Raw genomic sequence first — 16,107 nt, forward strand, 5'->3', positions numbered from 1 at the left:
AATCCATGGCATACGATTCGGTATTCAAGCCCGGCCTGTTCAGCGGCCAGACCATCATGGTCACCGGCGGCGGCAGCGGCATCGGCCGTTGCACCGCCCATGAGCTGGCGGCCCTCGGCGCCCACGTGGTGCTGGTCGGCCGCAAGCCGGAGAAGCTGGAAAAGACAGCCGGCGAGATCATCGAAGACGGCGGCAGCGCCAGCTGGCAGGCCTGCGATATTCGCGACGAAGAAGCGGTGAAGGCGATGGTCGCTGCCGTGCTCACCGAGCGCGGCGCCATCCACCACCTGGTCAACAACGCCGGCGGCCAATACCCCGCCCCGCTCGCCTCGATCAGCCAGAAAGGCTTCGAAACCGTGGTGCGTACCAACCTGGTGGGCGGCTTCCTGGTAGCCCGCGAGGTGTTCAACCAGGCCATGAGCAAAGCCGGCGGCAGCATCGTCAACATGCTTGCCGACATGTGGGGTGGCATGCCCGGCATGGGCCATTCCGGCGCCGCCCGCGCCGGCATGGAGAACTTCACCAAGACCGCCTCCATCGAGTGGGGCTACGCCGGGGTGCGGGTCAATGCCGTGGCACCGGGCTGGATCGCCTCCAGCGGCATGGACACCTACGAAGGCGCCTTCAAGGCCATCATCCCCACCCTGCGCGAGCACGTGCCGCTCAAGCGCATCGGTAGCGAATCGGAAGTGGCCGCCGCCATCGTCTTCCTGCTCTCCCCCGGCGCCGCCTTCATTAGCGGCAACACCATTCGCATCGACGGTGCCGCCAGCCAGGGCAGCCGCGCCTTCCCGCTGGCCAAGGCCAAGCCCGGCCAGAGCAAGGCCTACAACGGCTTCCACCGGGCATACCTGCCCGACGTGCTGAAGGACCAGGAATGATGGCCGTGATCCAATCCGAACTCGACGCCCTGGGCGAAGACTTCGCCAGAAACCGCGACGCCATGCTCGCCGCCATCGCCAGCTTCCGCGAGATCGAACAGAAGGTGCTGGACAAGGCGGCCGAGGCCAAGCCGAAGTTCGAGAAGCGCGGCCAACTCCTGCCCCGCGAGCGCCTGAACCTGCTGCTGGACCCGGGCAGCCCTTTCCTCGAACTCTGCTCTCTGGCCGGCTACAAGCTGCACGATGACAAGGACGGCACCCAGGCCGGCGGCGGCATCATCGCCGGCATCGGCTACATCGCAGGCACCCGCTGCCTGATCAGTGCCAGCAACAGCGCCATCAAGGGCGGCACCATCTCCCCCACCGGGCTGAAGAAGACGCTGCGCCTGCAGCAGATCGCCATGGAAAACAAGCTGCCGATGGTGGCGTTGACCGAAAGCGGCGGCGCCAACCTCAACTACGCGGCGGAAATCTTTGTCGAGGGCGCCCGCGGCTTCGCCAATCAGGCACGGATCTCCGCCATGGGTATCCCCCAGGTCACGGTGGTGCATGGCTCCAGTACTGCTGGTGGCGCCTATCAGCCCGGACTGTCGGACTACGTGATCGTGGTGCGCGGCAAGGCCAAGATGTTCCTCGCCGGCCCTCCCCTGCTCAAGGCGGCTACGGGTGAAGTGGCCACAGACGAAGCACTGGGTGGCGCCGAGATGCATGCTCAAGTGGCCGGTACTGCCGAATACCTGGCGGAGAATGACGCCGATGGCCTGCGCCTGGCCCGTGACATCCTCGCCATGCTGCCCTGGAACGCCCAACTGCCAGTCCGCGCCAAACCCGAGTGGCGCGAACCGCTGTACAGCACCGAAGAGCTGCTGGGCGTGGTCCCGGCCGATCCGAAGAAACCCTACGACGTGCGCGAGATCATCGCCCGCATCGCCGATGGCTCGGAGTTCCTCGACTTCAAGAACGAGTTCGACAGCCAGACTGTCTGCGGCCACCTGCGCATCGAAGGCCGGCCCTGCGGTCTGATCGGTAACAACGGCCCGATCACGCCGCAGGGTGCGTCCAAGGCAGCGCAGTTCATCCAGCTGTGCGAACAGGCCAACGTGCCGCTGCTGTTCCTGCACAACACCACCGGTTTCATGGTCGGCACCGAATCCGAACAGTTGGGCGTGATCAAGCACGGTTCGAAGATGATCCAGGCCGTTGCCAATGCCCGCGTACCCAAACTCACCCTGGTCGTGGGCGGTTCCTACGGCGCCGGCAACTACGCCATGTGTGGCCGGGGTCTGGACCCACGCTTCATCTTCGCCTGGCCCAACAGCCGCACGGCCGTGATGGGCGGCGCCCAGGCCGGCAAGGTGCTGCGCATCGTCACCGAGGAGAAGCATGCCAAGGAGGGCAAGGAGCCCGACCCGAAGATGCTCGACATGCTGGAGCAAGTGACCGCACAGAAGCTCGACAGTCAGTCCACCGCACTCTACGGAACCGCCAACCTCTGGGATGACGGCCTGATCGACCCCCGTGACAGCCGCCGGCTGCTGGGCTATCTGCTGGATATCTGCGCGGAGGCCGACGCCCGCCCGCTCAAGGCCAACAGCTTCGGCGTGGCCCGGTTCTGATGATTCGATAAGGAGAACAACACATGATCTTCACCCAGGAACACGAAGAACTTCGCCGCACGGTGCGCAATTTTGTCGACAGGGAGATCAACCCCCATGTCGACCAGTGGGAAAAGGAAGGCCGCTTCCCGATCCACGATATCTTCAAGAAGGCCGGCGAGCTGGGCCTGCTGGGCATTTCCAAGCCGGAAAAGTTCGGCGGCATGGGCCTGGACTACAGCTACTCGATCGTCGCAGCCGAAGAGTTCGGCACCATCCACTGCGGCGGCATTCCCATGGCCATCGGCGTGCAGACCGACATGTGCACCCCTGCCCTCGCCCGCTTCGGCTCGGATGAACTGCGCGAGGAGTTCCTGCGCCCGTCCATCACCGGCGAAATGGTCGGCTGCATCGGAGTCTCTGAAGTAGGTGCCGGTTCAGACGTGGCGGGCATGAAGACCAGCGCCCGCAAGGACGGCGACGACTACGTGATCAACGGCAGCAAGATGTGGATCACCAACTCCCCCAGCGCCGACTTCATCTGCCTGCTGGCCAACACCTCGGACGACAAGCCCCACGTCAACAAGTCGCTGATCATGGTGCCAATGAACACCCCCGGCATCACCCTCAGTGCCCATCTGGACAAACTCGGCATGCGCAGCTCCGAGACTGCCCAGGTGTTCTTCGACAACGTCCGTGTGCCGCAGCGCTACCGCATCGGCCACGAGGGCGCCGGCTTCATGATGCAGATGCTGCAATTCCAGGAGGAACGCATGTTCGGCGCGGCCAACATGATCAAGGGCCTGGAGCACTGCGTGGACGTCACCATCGACTACTGCAAGGAGCGCAAGACCTTCGGCAATCCGCTGATCGACAACCAGGTGATCCACTTCCGCCTGGCCGAGCTGATGACCGAAATCGAAGCCCTGCGCGCCCTGGTCTACCAGGCTGTCGAGCTCTACGTCAGCGGCAAGGACGTCACCCGTCTCGCCTCCATGGCCAAGCTCAAGGCCGGTCGCCTCGGCCGCGAAGTCACCGACGCCTGCCTGCAGTACTGGGGCGGCATGGGCTTCATGTGGGACAACCACGTCTCCCGCGCCTACCGCGATACGCGACTGGTCTCCATCGGCGGCGGCGCCGACGAAATCATGCTCGGCATCATCTGCAAGCTGATGGGCATCCTGCCGGGCAAGAAAAAGGGCTGAAGGCCCGCAGGATGGGTGGAGGCGCACAGCGCCGATACCCATCGCACCCATGATGGGTATCGCTCCGCACCCCCCATCCTACAGCCCACGGACGAACGAACGAGGACAGCGGCATGAGTGGATTGCCGAACTGCAAAACCCTGCTGCTGGAACAGGCCGGTGGCGTACTGCATGTCACCCTGAACCGGCCAGACAGCCGCAACGCCATGAGCCTGGCCATGGTCGAGGAACTGCGCGAGGTGCTGGCCGTGACGCGCAACGACGCCAATGTGCGTGCCTTGGTGCTGCGCGGTGCGGGTGGCCACTTCTGCGCCGGGGGCGACATCAAGGACATGGCCAGCGCGCGGGCGACCGGCAGTGCAGCCTACCAGGCCTTGAACCGCGCCTTCGGCCGCCTGCTGGAGGAAGCCCAGGCACAACCCCAGGTGGTGATTGCGGTGTTGGAAGGCGCAGTGCTCGGTGGTGGTTTCGGCCTGGCCTGCGTCTCGGATATCGCCATTACCCTGCAAGGCGCCCAGTTCGGCCTGCCGGAAACCAGCCTCGGCGTGTTGCCGGCACAGATCGCACCGTTCGTGGTCAAGCGCATCGGCCTGACCCAAACCCGCCGTCTGGCCCTGACCGCCGCGCGATTTGACGGCACCGAAGCCCTGCGCCTGGGCCTGGTGCACTTCGCCGAGGCCGATAGCGCCGCCCTGGAGCAGCGCCTGGCTGAAAGCCTTGAGCAGGTTCGCCGCTGCGCGCCTGGCGCCAACGCTCGGACCAAGGCCCTGCTGCTGGCCACTGAAAGCGAGCCCATCGGCCCGCTGCTGGACAGCGCTGCAGAGCAGTTCGCCCTGGCCGTCACCGGCGCCGAAGGCACCGAGGGCACCCTGGCCTTCGTGCAAAAACGCAAACCCAGCTGGGCCGAGTAACCAGCGCCCACACCGAACAGTCCCCTCTCCCTTCAGGGAGAGGGTTGGGGAGAGGGAAACAGTCCATGCCCAGCTTCAACAAGATCCTGATTGCCAACCGCGGCGAGATTGCCTGCCGAGTAATGCGCACCGCCCAAGCGCTCGGCTACCGCACGGTAGCGGTCTACAGCGAGGCCGACGCTGATGCGCGCCATGTGCAGTTGGCGGACGAAGCGGTTTGCATTGGCCCGGCTCCGGTCGGTCAGTCGTACCTGTCGATCAACGCCATCATCGGTGCCGCACAGAAGACCGGCGCCGACGCCATTCACCCCGGCTACGGCTTCCTCTCCGAGAACGCCGACTTCGCCCGTGCCTGCGAGGCTGCCGGCATCAGTTTCATCGGCCCGACGGTGGAAGCCATCCACCTGATGGGCAGCAAGCGTCTCTCCAAACTGGCCATGCTGGAGGCCGGCGTGCCCTGCATTCCCGGCTACGAAGGCGCCGAACAGGACGACAGCACCCTGGCACGCGAGGCCGAGCGCATCGGCTATCCGCTGATGATCAAGGCCAGCGCCGGTGGCGGCGGACGCGGCATGCGCCTGGTGAAGGGCCCTGGAGAACTGGCCACACAACTTCGTACCGCCCGCTCGGAAGCACAGAACGCCTTCGGCAGCGCCGAGCTGATTCTGGAGAAGGCCGTCGTGCAGCCGCGCCACGTGGAAATCCAGGTGTTCGGTGACCAGCAGGGCAACCTGGTCTATCTCGGCGAACGCGATTGCTCCGTGCAGCGCCGCCACCAGAAAGTCATCGAAGAAGCCCCCTGCCCGGTCATGACCCCCGCGTTGCGTCAGGCGATGGGCAAGGCTGCAGTCGAAGCCGCGCGCACCGTCAACTACGTCGGCGCGGGTACGGTGGAGTTCCTGCTGGATGCCAGCGGCGACTTCTACTTCCTGGAAATGAACACCCGCCTGCAGGTAGAGCACCCGGTCACCGAGCTGATCACCGGCCAGGACCTGGTCGCGTGGCAGATCCGCGTCGCCGAAGGCCGGCCGTTGCCACTGCAGCAGGATGAAATCCGCCTGGACGGCCACGCCATCGAGGTTCGCCTCTATGCCGAGGACCCCGCTGCTGACTTCTTGCCCCAGACCGGCAGTGTGCTGCGGTGGGAGCCGGCGGAGCTTCCCGACATTCGCATCGATCACGGGCTGGAGGAAGGCCAGTCCGTTACGCCGTTCTACGACCCCATGCTGGCCAAGGTCATCGCCTGGGGAGCCACCCGCGACGAAGCCCGACGCAAACTGGCGCGGGCGGTGGAGGACTGCGTATTGCTGGGCGTCAAGGCTAACCAGCGCTTCCTTGCCAACCTGCTCAAGCACCCGAGCTTTGCCGCCGGTAACGCAACCACGGCCTTCATCGGCGAACAATTCAGCAACGATGCCAGCCTGAGCAGCCAACCCGCCTCGCCGGGCGAACTCGCCATCGCTGCTACGCTGCTCTACCAGGCCTCAGCATCGGCCAGCGCCCACCAGGGCGGGCTGGCAGGCTGGCGCAGCTCCGGCAACGCTCCTTGGCGCCTGGTGCTGCGTCACGGCGAGCAGAAGCACGAAGTGGAGCTGTCGATACAGGAGTCCGGCGTGCAGCCACGACTGCTGGCCAACGTGGGCGAGTCTGAAATCGCCATCCGTCTGCTGCGTACCGATGGTCGCTGGGCGGTGGTGGAACTGGACGGCATCCGCCGCCGTGTTGCCTACCATCAACAGGCACAGCAACTCTGGCTCTTCGGCCGCAACGGCAACCTGGAACTTCAGGACATCACCCACGAGCCGGCCGGTGGCCAGTCTGGTGCTGGCTCGGGCACGGTCAAGGCACCGATGGACGGCGCCATCGTCGAGGTGCTGGTAAGTGAAGGCGAACGGGTCAGCAAGGGCCAGCTGCTGGTAGTCCTGGAAGCCATGAAGATGGAGCACCCGCTTAAAGCCGGCGTGGACGGGGTAATCCGCCGTGTCCAGGTCACCCGCGGCGACCAGGTCAAGAGCCGTCAGTTGCTGGTGGAAGTCGAAGAAGCCTGACGCCCGCGCCTTGTAGGGGCGAATTCATTCGCCAAGGGCCGCAACGCGGCCCCCAGGAACCACAACAATCAGGAGAACGCGCATGTCACTGTCCGGCAAAACCCTGTTCATCACTGGCGCCAGCCGCGGCATAGGCCGCGAGATCGCGCTGCGCGCCGCGGTCGACGGCGCGAACATCGTCATCGCCTCCAAGAGCGCGGAAGCCCATCCCAAGCTCGCGGGTACCATCTTCAGCGTGGCAGATGAAGTGGAGGCCGCCGGCGGCAAAGCCCTGCCCCTGCAGCTGGACGTGCGCGACGAGAACGCAGTGCGTGAGGCCATGGCCACGGCCGCCGAGCACTTCGGTGGCATCGACGCCCTGGTCAACAACGCCGGGGCCATCCGCCTCACTGGCGTCGAGCACCTGGAACCCAAACGCTTCGACCTGATGTATCAGATCAACACCCGCGCGGTGATGGTCTGCAGCCAGGCCGCCCTGCCCTACCTGAAGCAAAGCGCCAGCGGCCATATTCTCAACCTTTCGCCGCCGCTCAACCTGGCACCGAGGTGGTTCGCCCAGCACGGCCCCTACACCATCACCAAGTACGGCATGAGCATGCTCAGCATCGGCATGAGCGATGAGTTCAAGAAGTACGGCATCAGCGTCAACTCGCTATGGCCCAAAACCATCATCGCCACCGCCGCCATCGAGTTCGAGCTGGGTGGCCGTGACGCCTTCAAGCGCGCCCGCACCCCCGCCATCATGGCAGACGCGGCCCACGCCATTCTGTCCAGCACCGACCGCAGCATTACCGGCCGCCTGCTGATCGACGAAGAGCTGCTGCGCGAACAGGGCCAGACCGAGTTCGAGCAATACCGCTACGACCCGCAAGGCGGCTCGCTGGTGCCGGACCTGTTCCTGGATTGAGAACACCCCCGGTTGGCGGAACACACCTGTAGGGGCGAATTCATTGGCCCTTACAGAGAATCTCTCCCCCTGCGCTGATTTGCCCATCTGCCTTCATCCCGCCGCGCCAGGGTCATGGTGGGGTTTGGCCGCCCGTTCTAGAGTCAGGAAAACGCCTGCGTACAACAACGACAACACGCGAGAATCATGAGCCAAGCCGAACTGATCTCCCCGCTGAGTTTCATCGCCCGGCTGCCGGCCAACCTGCCACGCCTGCCGCGCATGCTGCTGGGCCTCTACTACACCGGCATCCGTAACCGCGAGAAGGCGCTTTCCCTGGGCTGGGCCCTGGAGCGCGCAGCACGGTTGTATCCGCAGCGTCCGGCGGTAATCGACGAGCAGCGACGGCTCAGCTATGCCGAGTTCAATGCCTGGAGCAACCGCCTGGCCTATGCCCTGAAGGCCGAAGGTGTGGTCCATGGCAGCGTGGTGGCGGTAATGCTGGAGAACCGCATCGAAGTGTTGGCAGTGCTCGGGGCCCTGACCAAACTGGGGGCCATCGCCGCAATGGTGAACACCACCCAGCGCGGCAAGGTGCTGAGCCACAGCCTCACGCTGGTGAGGGCCCGGCATTTCGTAGTGGGCGAGGAGCTGCGTGGCGCCTTCGACGACGTTCGCGACGAGCTGGACGATGCCCGTCGCTGCTACTGGGTAGCCGACAGTGACAGCCTGACCGAACCGGGTGACGCTCCGCCTGGCTGGCAGAATCTGATGCGCCTCGCCATGGGCCAGTCCAGCGACAACCCGGCGGAAACCGGCCAGGTGCGCCTCAAGGACGCCTGCTTCTACATTTACACCTCGGGTACCACCGGCATGCCCAAGGCCTCCATCCTCAGCCACGGCAAGTGGATCAAAGCCTACGGTGGCTTCGGTCACTCGGGCCTGGGCCTTGGTGAGAACGATGTTTTCTACCTGACGCTTCCCTGCTACCACAACAACGCGGTCACCGTGAGTTGGGCCTCAGTACTGGCCGGTGGCGCCGCCATCGCCCTGCGCCGGAAGTTCTCCGCGAGCAATTTCTGGAAGGATGTGGCGCGCTACCAGGCCACCTGCTTCGGCTACATCGGCGAGCTGTGCCGCTACCTGTTGAACCAGCCCCCCTGCCCCGAGGAGCAGGGCAACAGCCTTTCCTGCATGATCGGCAATGGCCTGCGCCCATCGATCTGGGCCGAGTTCAAGGCGCGCTTCGGCGTCGAGCGCGTAATGGAGTTCTACGCCTCCAGCGAAGGCAACATTGGTTTCACCAATGTGTTCAATTTCGACAATACGGTGGGGTTCTCCCCGGCGACCTTCGCCATCGTCCACTACGACCTGGAAAACGACCGCCCCCTGCGCGACCACCGAGGCTTCCTCCAGGAAGTGGCCAAGGGCGAGTCGGGCCTGCTGATCAGCGAGATCAGCCCGAAATGGCCCTTCGACGGCTACACCGACCCCGCCAAGAGCGAGGCGGCAATCCTGCGTGACGTGTTCAAGAAAGGCGATGCCTGGTTCAACACCGGCGACCTGATGCGCGGCATTGGCTGCAAGCACGCGCAATTCGTCGACCGCCTCGGCGATACCTTCCGCTGGAAAGGCGAGAACGTCTCGACCACCGAGGTGGAGAACGCACTGGGTGCCTTCCCCGGCGTGGAGGATGCTGTGGTCTATGGCGTGGAAATCCCCGGCACCAACGGACGCTGTGGCATGGCCGCGCTGCGCCTGGCCAGCGGCGCGCAGCTGGATCGCCAGGCCCTGGCCGAGCACCTGGACCGCGAGCTACCGGCCTATGCCTCGCCACTGTTCGTGCGCCTCCTGGATGAGGTAGAGACCACGGGCACCTTCAAGTACAAGAAGACAGACCTGAAGAAGCAGGCATACGACCCGGAAGCGGTGAACGCCCCCCTCTTCGCGCGCCTGCCCGGCGACCCGGGATTCCGCCCGCTGGACGGCAGCCTGTACGAGGCGATTCAGCGTGGGGAGTATCGGTTCTGAAGTGGGTGCAGGGCGCTTGCAAGGTGGCAGGTACGAATAGCCCTGCCCGTTTGGTTATCGCTTCACTCAACTCATCGTGTGGCTGGGCACACTGCCCGGCTTATAAGCCCGCTCTAGCGCTTGAACTCAAACTGCAGTTCGGCGCCTTCCACGGAGCGCCAGTAGTCGTCTTCCCGTTCGTTGGTGATCAGCTTGCCGTTGAGCTGGAACGGACTTTCCGGGGCGGGCTTCTCCACGAACATCTGAGGTAACAGCGGCTGTTCCGACAGCGCGTCGATCACATCGCCCGGCTCTAACTGATCAGCCAGATCCCTGGGCAGACTGAGATCGAGCTTGGCCTTGGGCACCGGTGCCACGGCAGTCGCGCCTAGTGGCGGCTTCTTGGGTTGTGCCGGGGCGGGAGGCGGCGGCAGGGGTTTCGGGGGCGGCGCCGGCGGTGGCGGAACAGGCTTTTGCAGAGGCGCAGGCATGACCGGCGCAGCCGGCGCCGGAGTCGAGGGGGTCGACTCCGGGCTGGCAGAGATGGGCGGCGGCGCGGGCGGCGACTTGGGCTGCGACGGCGCGTCCTTGTCGCACGCCGCGAGCAACGTCAGTGCCAGACCGGCACAAAGCAGATGAATGGAACGCATGAAGGCTCTAGCAGAGGCAGTGATCGCGCCATGCTCCACCTTCGCCCTAACGCTGGCAAGCCTGGCGCGACGGATTTCAGCGGTCACGCTCCAGCTGTCGCAGTTCGGCGGCGATGTCACGTTGCGGATAGCGGGCCTGCAGCTCACCCAGCAGTTTGTGCGCCTCCTCGCGTCTGCCTGCCGCATTGAGTTCCAGCACACGACGCAGACTCGCTTCCGGTTCGGGGAGCCGCGCAGCTTTTGCCAGTTCCTCTTTGGGGGCGGATTCATCCAGATGCAAAGGTTCTGCCTGACGCGCCTCGACCTCGGCGCTGCTGTCAGCCATGGCAGAGGCTTTCTTCTCCGCCTGAGGAGGACTGGCCAGGGTGGCCGGTGCCGCCCGGGACATCGGCGCTGCCGCCGGAGCTGGCGCGGAATACGGCGCGGCACCGGCAGGGGGCGCATCGAAGCGCTGCTCGGCCTCATCCTGGGTGCGCAAGGTCAGGCTCAAGCCAATGCCCAGTGTGGCGAAACCGGCTAAGGCGACCGCCCAGCGTTGCCGGCCTCCGGCACCGAACAACCAGGCATGCAAGCGCTCACCGAGGGATGGGCTGCGCCCTGGCCGATTCTGCGCCGCCTGGGCTGCCGCCGCCGCTAGGATGCGCTGGTCCAGTGCCGCCGACGGTTCGTCGTGGCTGTGGCAGCGGTAGTGTTCGAGCAGTTTCCGTTCCATGGCGTCCGACTTGTGCGGGTCTTGGTTCATGTGGATACCTCCTCGGCCGCGTCCGGGTCGGCCAGCAGCCGACGCAACTTCAGCAGGGCGTAGCGCAGACGGCTCTTCACCGTCTCGGCCGGCGTGCGGGTGAGTTCGGCGATCTCGGTCAGCTCGAGGTCACCATGGGCGCGCAGCAGGAACACCTCGCGCTGCTCGCCCGGCAGTTCGTCCAGGGCCGCGCGCAGGCGCAGCTGATCCTGGCTGAGGGAAAGCTCCCGCTCCGGATCAGGACTGCTGCCGTACAAGGCGTCGCCGTGCAGGGCTTCGTCGAAGGCTTCCTCGCGGCCCTGCAAACGGCCGTGTTTGCGCCAATGGTCGATCAGGCGATTGCGGGCGATCTGGTAGAGCCAGGTCTTGAAGCTTGCCTGGCCACGCTGCTCGGACTCGCTGCGGATCAGGTTGAGCCAGGTTTCCTGGAAGATCTCCTCGGCCAGGGCACCATCGCCGCAAAGCCCGCAGAGAAAACGGTAAAGGCCCAGGCGATGGCGGGCGTAGAGCACGCCAAAGGCCTGGGCATCGCCGTTACGGTAACGCCGCAGCAAAGCGGCGTCGTCAAACGTGAGAGTCGCGTTCACGTCATTCCTTCCGCGAGTGGGATGGGGCAGGAGTTTGCAAGCTTTGCGCGAGTTCCACCAGTTGCACGAACTCGCCACGCAGGCCGAAGCGGTCGTCGCCCCGAGCGCTCCGAGCGAGACCGGCGCTGTCGGTCAGACTGAAAGACCCAGTGTACTGACCGCCCTTGAGCTGTTGGGCGAAGGCTGCCACCGCGGCGGTAAAGCGAAGATCCTCACTGGCCTCGTCGAGACCAACAACCTTGTCGGCGCCAATGGGACGCTCCAGCAGTCGGCTCTGCTCCGCACCTGGCGCCTTGTAGCGTACCCGCAGCCAGGCCAGCTCACCGACCGTGCCCTCGGTCTTGGCGACCGGCTGGTAACGCAGTGGTTCCAGCCAACCTTTGGAGCCGGTGGGTACGATCTCGTACAACGCTGTGATGGTGTGGCCGGCGCCAATCTCGCCAGCATCAACCTTGTCGTTGCTGAAGTCTTCACGCTTGAGCGCGCGATTCTCGTAGCCCAGCAGGCGGTACTCGCTGACCTTGGCCGGGTTGAACTCCAGTTGCAGTTTCACGTCCTTGGCGACTACCGACAACGTGGAGCCAAGCTGGTCCACCAGCACCTTGCGCGCCTCACGCAGGTTGTCGATGTAGGCGTAGTTGCCGTCACCTGCATCGGCCAGTTGCTCCATCAGCCGCTCGTTGTAGTTGTCCATGCCGAAGCCCAGGGTCGTCAGTGACACCCCACCCTTGCGCTTCTGCGCGGCGAGTTGCTTGAGGGTCTCGAAGTCGCTGATTCCGACGTTGAAGTCGCCGTCGGTCGCCAGCAGGATGCGGTTGATGCCATTAGGGATCAGGGCTTTCTGCGCTTCGGCGTAGGCCAGCTGGATGCCTGATTCGCCAGCCGTGGAGCCACCCGCGCTGAGTTGCTCGATGGCGGCGCGAATCCTGGCTTTCTCGCTGCCTGGCGTAGATCCAAGCACCACGCTCGCCTCCCCGGCGTAGGTGACCAGGGATACCCTGTCCTGCGGACGCAGCTGATCCACCAGCAGCTTGAGGGTGCCCTGCACCATGGGCAGCCCCTCGCGACGGTCCATCGAGCCGGAGACATCCACCAGGAACACCAGGTTGGCCGGCGGCAGTTGTTCGATGCTGCTGTCAGAGGCCTTGATCGCCACGCGCAACAGCCGAGTCTGCGGATTCCAAGGAGTCTGCGTCAGTTCGATACCTATGCCGAAGGGCACGTCGCCTTCCGGCAGCGGATAGCTGTATGGGAAGTAGTTGACCATCTCTTCCAGCCGCACGGCATCGGCCGGAGGTAGTTGGCCGCCATTGAGGAAGCGCCGTACGTTGGCGTAGCTGCCGGTGTCGACATCGATGCTGAAGGTGGAGACCGGCTCACTGGCGACGGCATGCACCGGGTTGTCGGCGAGGTGCTGGTACTGCTCGCGCGGTACATCGCGGTAGCCAGGTTGCAGTGCATCCGCCATGGGCGCTGGCGCGATCATGGGCATCTGCCGTGCTTCGGCGGCGTAGTCGGAACGTTTGGCCAGGGAAGCCGGCGCACGGCTCTTAGCCTCCTCCTTCAGCACAAGCTCAGGCTGGGCCAGCACGGGCGGAGGTGGAGCCTCATCGACCTTGCCGGTGGCCGGCGCCGACGCATCCTGGGCACTGCAGGCAGCCAGGGCTAGCAGCAGGCCGGTGGTGAAGCCCGCGCCCAAGGGTTGTTGCTGAAGGAAGTTACGGCTGGACATGGTCGCCTCCTGAGTACGAATGAGCCATTCGCACCAGTAGACGTAGGCGTCCTGCAAGAGGGGTTAAGCCTTCAAGAAAAATCAGCTTCAGAAGGCCGGTTACAGGCCGGCCTCCTGGCAGAGCTGCTTGGCGAGCATACCGAGGGTCATGATGGCGCGCTCGGCTTCGCGGTTCCACGGGATGCCACAGTTCAGCCGCACACAGTGGTTGAACTGCTCGGTATTACTGAAGATCAGACCCGGCGCGATGCTGATGCCCTGCTGCAGGGCGCGCACGTGCAGATCCTTGGTGTTCACCTTCGCCGGCAGGCTGATCCAGAGAATGAAGCCGCCGTTGGGACGCGTAATCTGGGTGCCTTCGGGGAAATACTGCTGCACCCCCAACTGGAAGGCCGTGAGGTTCTTCCGGTATTCCTGGCGGATGTAGCGCAGGTGCCGGTCGTATCCGCCATTTTCCAGATAGGCCGCCACACCCATCTGGGTGACGCTGCACGCCGAATGGGTGCTGAATGTCTGCAGGCGCTGGATTTCCGCCTGGTACTTGCCGGCGATCATCCAGCCAATGCGCACGCCAGGCGACAGGGTCTTGGAGAAGCTGGAGCAGTAGATCACCCGGTCGTCCAGGTCATAGGCCTTGATCGCCTTGGAAGGCCCCTGGTCGAACATTAGTTCGCCGTAGATATCGTCTTCGATGATCTGGATGTCGAAGTCGGAGGACAGGCGCAACAGTTGTTTCTGCCGCTCCTCGGGAATGGTGCCACCCAGGGGATTGCTCAGCCGCGCGGTCAGCACCAGGGCCTTGATCGGCCACTGGTTGGCGGCCAACTGCAGGGCTTCCAGGCTGATGCCGGTGGTGGGGTCGCTGGGAATCTCGATCACTTTCAGGCCGAGCAGGTCGGCCAACTGCAGCAGGCCGTAGTAGGTCGGAGACTCGGTAGCGATCAGGTCACCTGGCCGGGTCAGCACCCGCAGGCTCATCTGCAGCGCATCCACGCAACCGTGGGTGATCACCACTTCGCTCGGGTCTACCACAACACCGGCATCGCGCATGCGGATCGCCACCTGGCGCCGCAGCGGTTCGAAACCGGGACTGAACATGTAGCTGAAGGCGCGCGGGCTGTGGAAGCGGGTGACCTTGGCCAACTGTTGGTGAAGGGTGCGTACCGGAAGGTAATCGACATGGGGAACCGCCGCCCCCAATGGAAACACACCTTCGCGGCGGGATTCGGCCAGGACCTGCTGGATGATGCTGGCACGGGTAACCAGGCCGGGGCGCTCAACGCGGGCGATATCGGGGGTGGATGCGGTCAGTGCGGGTGTCTGGTGTACATAGAAGCCGGATTGCGGACGCGCGCGGATCAGGCCCTGATCCTCCAGGCTGGCATAGGCCTGCAGAACCGTGGCGTGGCTGACACTGAGCTGAGAGCTGAGCTTGCGCACCGAAGGCACGCGTTCGCCCGGCTGGTAGACACCTCGGCGAATATCATCGGCCAGTTGCTGGGCGATGCGTTGGTAGAGCAACAGATTGGTCATAACGGCGGCACCTGTATCACTGGACCGAAACACTATCCGAAGCCCCTAAAACTGCACCGGTACAGATCATGAAATTGTGTGCCATACAGTGAAATTGTCCAGGCAAGAAAAAGCCCCGGTGCCGAACGGTCACCGGGGCTTGCTGTGTTGCGACTCAACGCGCCGGACCGAGCTCACCCTTCTCGTTGGAGAAGACGATCTCCACGCGTCGGTTCTGCGCCCTGCCCCGATTGGAGGCGTTCTCCGCCACCGGGAAGGCCTCACCATATCCCTGTACCTGGATACGCTTGGCATCGATGCCGAGGTCAGCCAGGGCATCAGCCACGGCCTGGGCACGGTCAGTCGAGAGCTTCAGGTTGTCCTGCTTGTTGCCGCTGCTGTCGGTATAGCCTTCGATGCGCACGACACGCCGCGGATTGAGCTGGAGGAACTGCACCAGTTTGAGCACCGTGCGGTTGGCCGACGCCTTGAGATCGGCCCGGCCGGTGTCGAACAGCACATCGCCCAAGGTCATGACCAGACCACGGTCAGTTTCGGTGGCGGCCAGGGCAATCATCTGCTCTTCCAGCCACTTGCCCTGCTGCTGCACGCTGAGCAGTTTCGCTTCACGCAGCGCCAGTTGCAGACGCTCGCGCTCCAGCTGCAGCTTGGCGACGCGGGTCTGGTTCTGACTCTGCTCGCTGTGCTGGCTGGCGATTTCGCTGTAGCGCTGGCTGAGGTAGGCGTAATGGACGACGTCGGCGTCATTGCCCCAGTAGCTGGACAGACGTTCGGCACGAGCCAGGGATTCGCCGGAGCGGATCACATCCTTCGGTGCCGCGCTGAGGACGTTCTGGTCCTCCTTGACCTTCTGGAACATCTGCCGGGCCTGCTCCAGGCTCTGTTCGGTCTGCTGCTGGCTGGCGCACCCGCCAAGTAGTCCGAGGCTGAACAGCAGGCCGACGCTCAATGCACGATTCCGCTTCACTGAACCTCTCCCAACTGCTTGCGCAAGCGATTGATCCTCGACGTCAGCTCAGCCAGCTGGTCCTGGCTCTTCTTGGTCAGCACTTTGGCCTCAGCCAGGCGTGCATCAAGTTCGGCTTCCTCGGCCAGAATACGAGCGCGCTTGTAGTCCTCCTCGCCCATATTCTTCTCGGCCAGGGCGAGTTTGTCCTGCGCAAGCTTCATTTCTTCGATCTGTTCGGTGGCGCCTACGGCCTTGGCCTGCTCCACCGCCTTCTGGGTCAGGCGCATTTGTTCGTTGGGCGCCGGATCATTGGCACAGCCGGCCAAGGTCAGCACCACAAGGCCGACGGCAAACAGGGGTGTCTTGCTCACTAGAGGG

At 64.5% G+C, this 16,107-nt stretch carries 14 protein-coding genes; 7 read left to right on the forward strand and 7 right to left on the reverse strand.

The window, feature by feature from the left end:
• Positions 1-5 precede the first annotated feature (5 nt).
• From AAHM40_RS00775 to AAHM40_RS00805, 7 genes are all read left to right on the forward strand, one after another.
• The gene (locus AAHM40_RS00775; RefSeq protein ID WP_280284278.1) at positions 6-881 is read left to right on the forward strand and encodes an SDR family oxidoreductase; all 876 of its coding nucleotides are present in this window, start codon (positions 6-8) and stop codon (positions 879-881) included.
• Positions 881-2,497: a geranyl-CoA carboxylase subunit beta gene (atuC, locus tag AAHM40_RS00780; protein ID WP_342243074.1), complete on the forward strand. Its 1,617-nt coding sequence runs from the start codon at positions 881-883 to the stop codon at positions 2,495-2,497. The genes AAHM40_RS00775 and atuC overlap by 1 nt, the downstream gene beginning before the upstream one ends.
• Positions 2,498-2,520: 23 nt before the next feature.
• Complete coding sequence (atuD, locus tag AAHM40_RS00785) at positions 2,521-3,681, forward strand: citronellyl-CoA dehydrogenase (RefSeq protein ID WP_342242999.1); 1,161 nt, start codon at positions 2,521-2,523, stop codon at positions 3,679-3,681.
• A gap of 113 nt (positions 3,682-3,794) precedes the next feature.
• Positions 3,795-4,592 carry an enoyl-CoA hydratase/isomerase family protein gene (locus AAHM40_RS00790; RefSeq protein WP_342243000.1) on the forward strand — a complete coding sequence of 266 codons (798 nt, stop codon included), beginning with the start codon at positions 3,795-3,797 and terminating at the stop codon, positions 4,590-4,592.
• 65 nt (positions 4,593-4,657) lie between these two features.
• Positions 4,658-6,640 (forward strand): geranyl-CoA carboxylase subunit apha, encoded by a 1,983-nt coding sequence (gene atuF / locus AAHM40_RS00795; RefSeq protein ID WP_342243001.1) that lies wholly within the window; start codon positions 4,658-4,660, stop codon positions 6,638-6,640.
• An 82-nt stretch (positions 6,641-6,722) separates the two neighbouring features.
• Positions 6,723-7,547, forward strand: a complete 825-nt coding sequence (locus tag AAHM40_RS00800; protein ID WP_342243002.1) for an SDR family oxidoreductase — start codon at positions 6,723-6,725, stop codon at positions 7,545-7,547.
• 186 nt (positions 7,548-7,733) lie between these two features.
• Positions 7,734-9,557 carry a long-chain-acyl-CoA synthetase gene (locus tag AAHM40_RS00805; RefSeq protein ID WP_342243003.1) on the forward strand — a complete coding sequence of 608 codons (1,824 nt, stop codon included), beginning with the start codon at positions 7,734-7,736 and terminating at the stop codon, positions 9,555-9,557.
• 113 nt (positions 9,558-9,670) lie between these two features.
• On the opposite strand, the gene AAHM40_RS00810 is transcribed toward AAHM40_RS00805, so the two are convergent.
• From AAHM40_RS00810 to AAHM40_RS00840, 7 genes are all read right to left on the reverse strand, one after another.
• Positions 9,671-10,186: a hypothetical protein gene (locus AAHM40_RS00810; RefSeq protein ID WP_342243004.1), complete on the reverse strand. Its 516-nt coding sequence runs from the start codon at positions 10,184-10,186 to the stop codon at positions 9,671-9,673.
• A 76-nt stretch (positions 10,187-10,262) separates the two neighbouring features.
• Positions 10,263-10,928, reverse strand: a complete 666-nt coding sequence (locus AAHM40_RS00815) for a hypothetical protein (RefSeq protein ID WP_342243005.1) — start codon at positions 10,926-10,928, stop codon at positions 10,263-10,265.
• A complete protein-coding gene (locus AAHM40_RS00820; RefSeq protein ID WP_342243006.1) occupies positions 10,925-11,515 on the reverse strand; it encodes an RNA polymerase sigma factor in 591 nt (196 codons plus the stop codon). Before AAHM40_RS00820 ends, AAHM40_RS00815 begins: the two co-directional genes overlap by 4 nt.
• A 1-nt stretch (position 11,516) precedes the next feature.
• Positions 11,517-13,247 (reverse strand): vWA domain-containing protein, encoded by a 1,731-nt coding sequence (locus AAHM40_RS00825; protein ID WP_342243007.1) that lies wholly within the window; start codon positions 13,245-13,247, stop codon positions 11,517-11,519.
• 99 nt (positions 13,248-13,346) lie between these two features.
• On the reverse strand, positions 13,347-14,780 hold the full coding sequence (locus AAHM40_RS00830) for an aminotransferase-like domain-containing protein (RefSeq protein ID WP_271472364.1): 1,434 nt from the start codon (positions 14,778-14,780) through the stop codon (positions 13,347-13,349).
• 154 nt (positions 14,781-14,934) lie between these two features.
• Complete coding sequence (locus tag AAHM40_RS00835; protein WP_342243008.1) at positions 14,935-15,747, reverse strand: OmpA family protein; 813 nt, start codon at positions 15,745-15,747, stop codon at positions 14,935-14,937.
• Positions 15,744-16,100, reverse strand: coding sequence for a DUF4398 domain-containing protein (locus AAHM40_RS00840; protein ID WP_342243009.1), 357 nt, complete (start codon positions 16,098-16,100; stop codon positions 15,744-15,746). The genes AAHM40_RS00835 and AAHM40_RS00840 overlap by 4 nt, the downstream gene beginning before the upstream one ends.
• Positions 16,101-16,107 lie beyond the last annotated feature (7 nt).

The sequence above is a fragment of the Pseudomonas sp. OTU5201 genome (assembly GCF_038440135.1).
Taxonomy (GTDB): Bacteria; Pseudomonadota; Gammaproteobacteria; order Pseudomonadales; family Pseudomonadaceae; genus Metapseudomonas; species Metapseudomonas resinovorans.

What these genes read in the sequence shown, in the direction of transcription:
- AAHM40_RS00775 (WP_280284278.1), top strand. Translation starts at nt 6, where the DNA reads ATGGCATACGATTCGGTATTCAAGCCCGGCCTGTTCAGCGGCCAGACC.
- atuC (WP_342243074.1), top strand. Translation starts at nt 881, where the DNA reads ATGGCCGTGATCCAATCCGAACTCGACGCCCTGGGCGAAGACTTCGCC.
- atuD (WP_342242999.1), top strand. Translation starts at nt 2,521, where the DNA reads ATGATCTTCACCCAGGAACACGAAGAACTTCGCCGCACGGTGCGCAAT.
- AAHM40_RS00790 (WP_342243000.1), top strand. Translation starts at nt 3,795, where the DNA reads ATGAGTGGATTGCCGAACTGCAAAACCCTGCTGCTGGAACAGGCCGGT.
- atuF (WP_342243001.1), top strand. Translation starts at nt 4,658, where the DNA reads ATGCCCAGCTTCAACAAGATCCTGATTGCCAACCGCGGCGAGATTGCC.
- AAHM40_RS00800 (WP_342243002.1), top strand. Translation starts at nt 6,723, where the DNA reads ATGTCACTGTCCGGCAAAACCCTGTTCATCACTGGCGCCAGCCGCGGC.
- AAHM40_RS00805 (WP_342243003.1), top strand. Translation starts at nt 7,734, where the DNA reads ATGAGCCAAGCCGAACTGATCTCCCCGCTGAGTTTCATCGCCCGGCTG.
- AAHM40_RS00810 (WP_342243004.1), bottom strand. Translation starts at nt 10,186, where the DNA reads ATGCGTTCCATTCATCTGCTTTGTGCCGGTCTGGCACTGACGTTGCTC.
- AAHM40_RS00815 (WP_342243005.1), bottom strand. Translation starts at nt 10,928, where the DNA reads ATGAACCAAGACCCGCACAAGTCGGACGCCATGGAACGGAAACTGCTC.
- AAHM40_RS00825 (WP_342243007.1), bottom strand. Translation starts at nt 13,247, where the DNA reads ATGTCCAGCCGTAACTTCCTTCAGCAACAACCCTTGGGCGCGGGCTTC.
- AAHM40_RS00830 (WP_271472364.1), bottom strand. Translation starts at nt 14,780, where the DNA reads ATGACCAATCTGTTGCTCTACCAACGCATCGCCCAGCAACTGGCCGAT.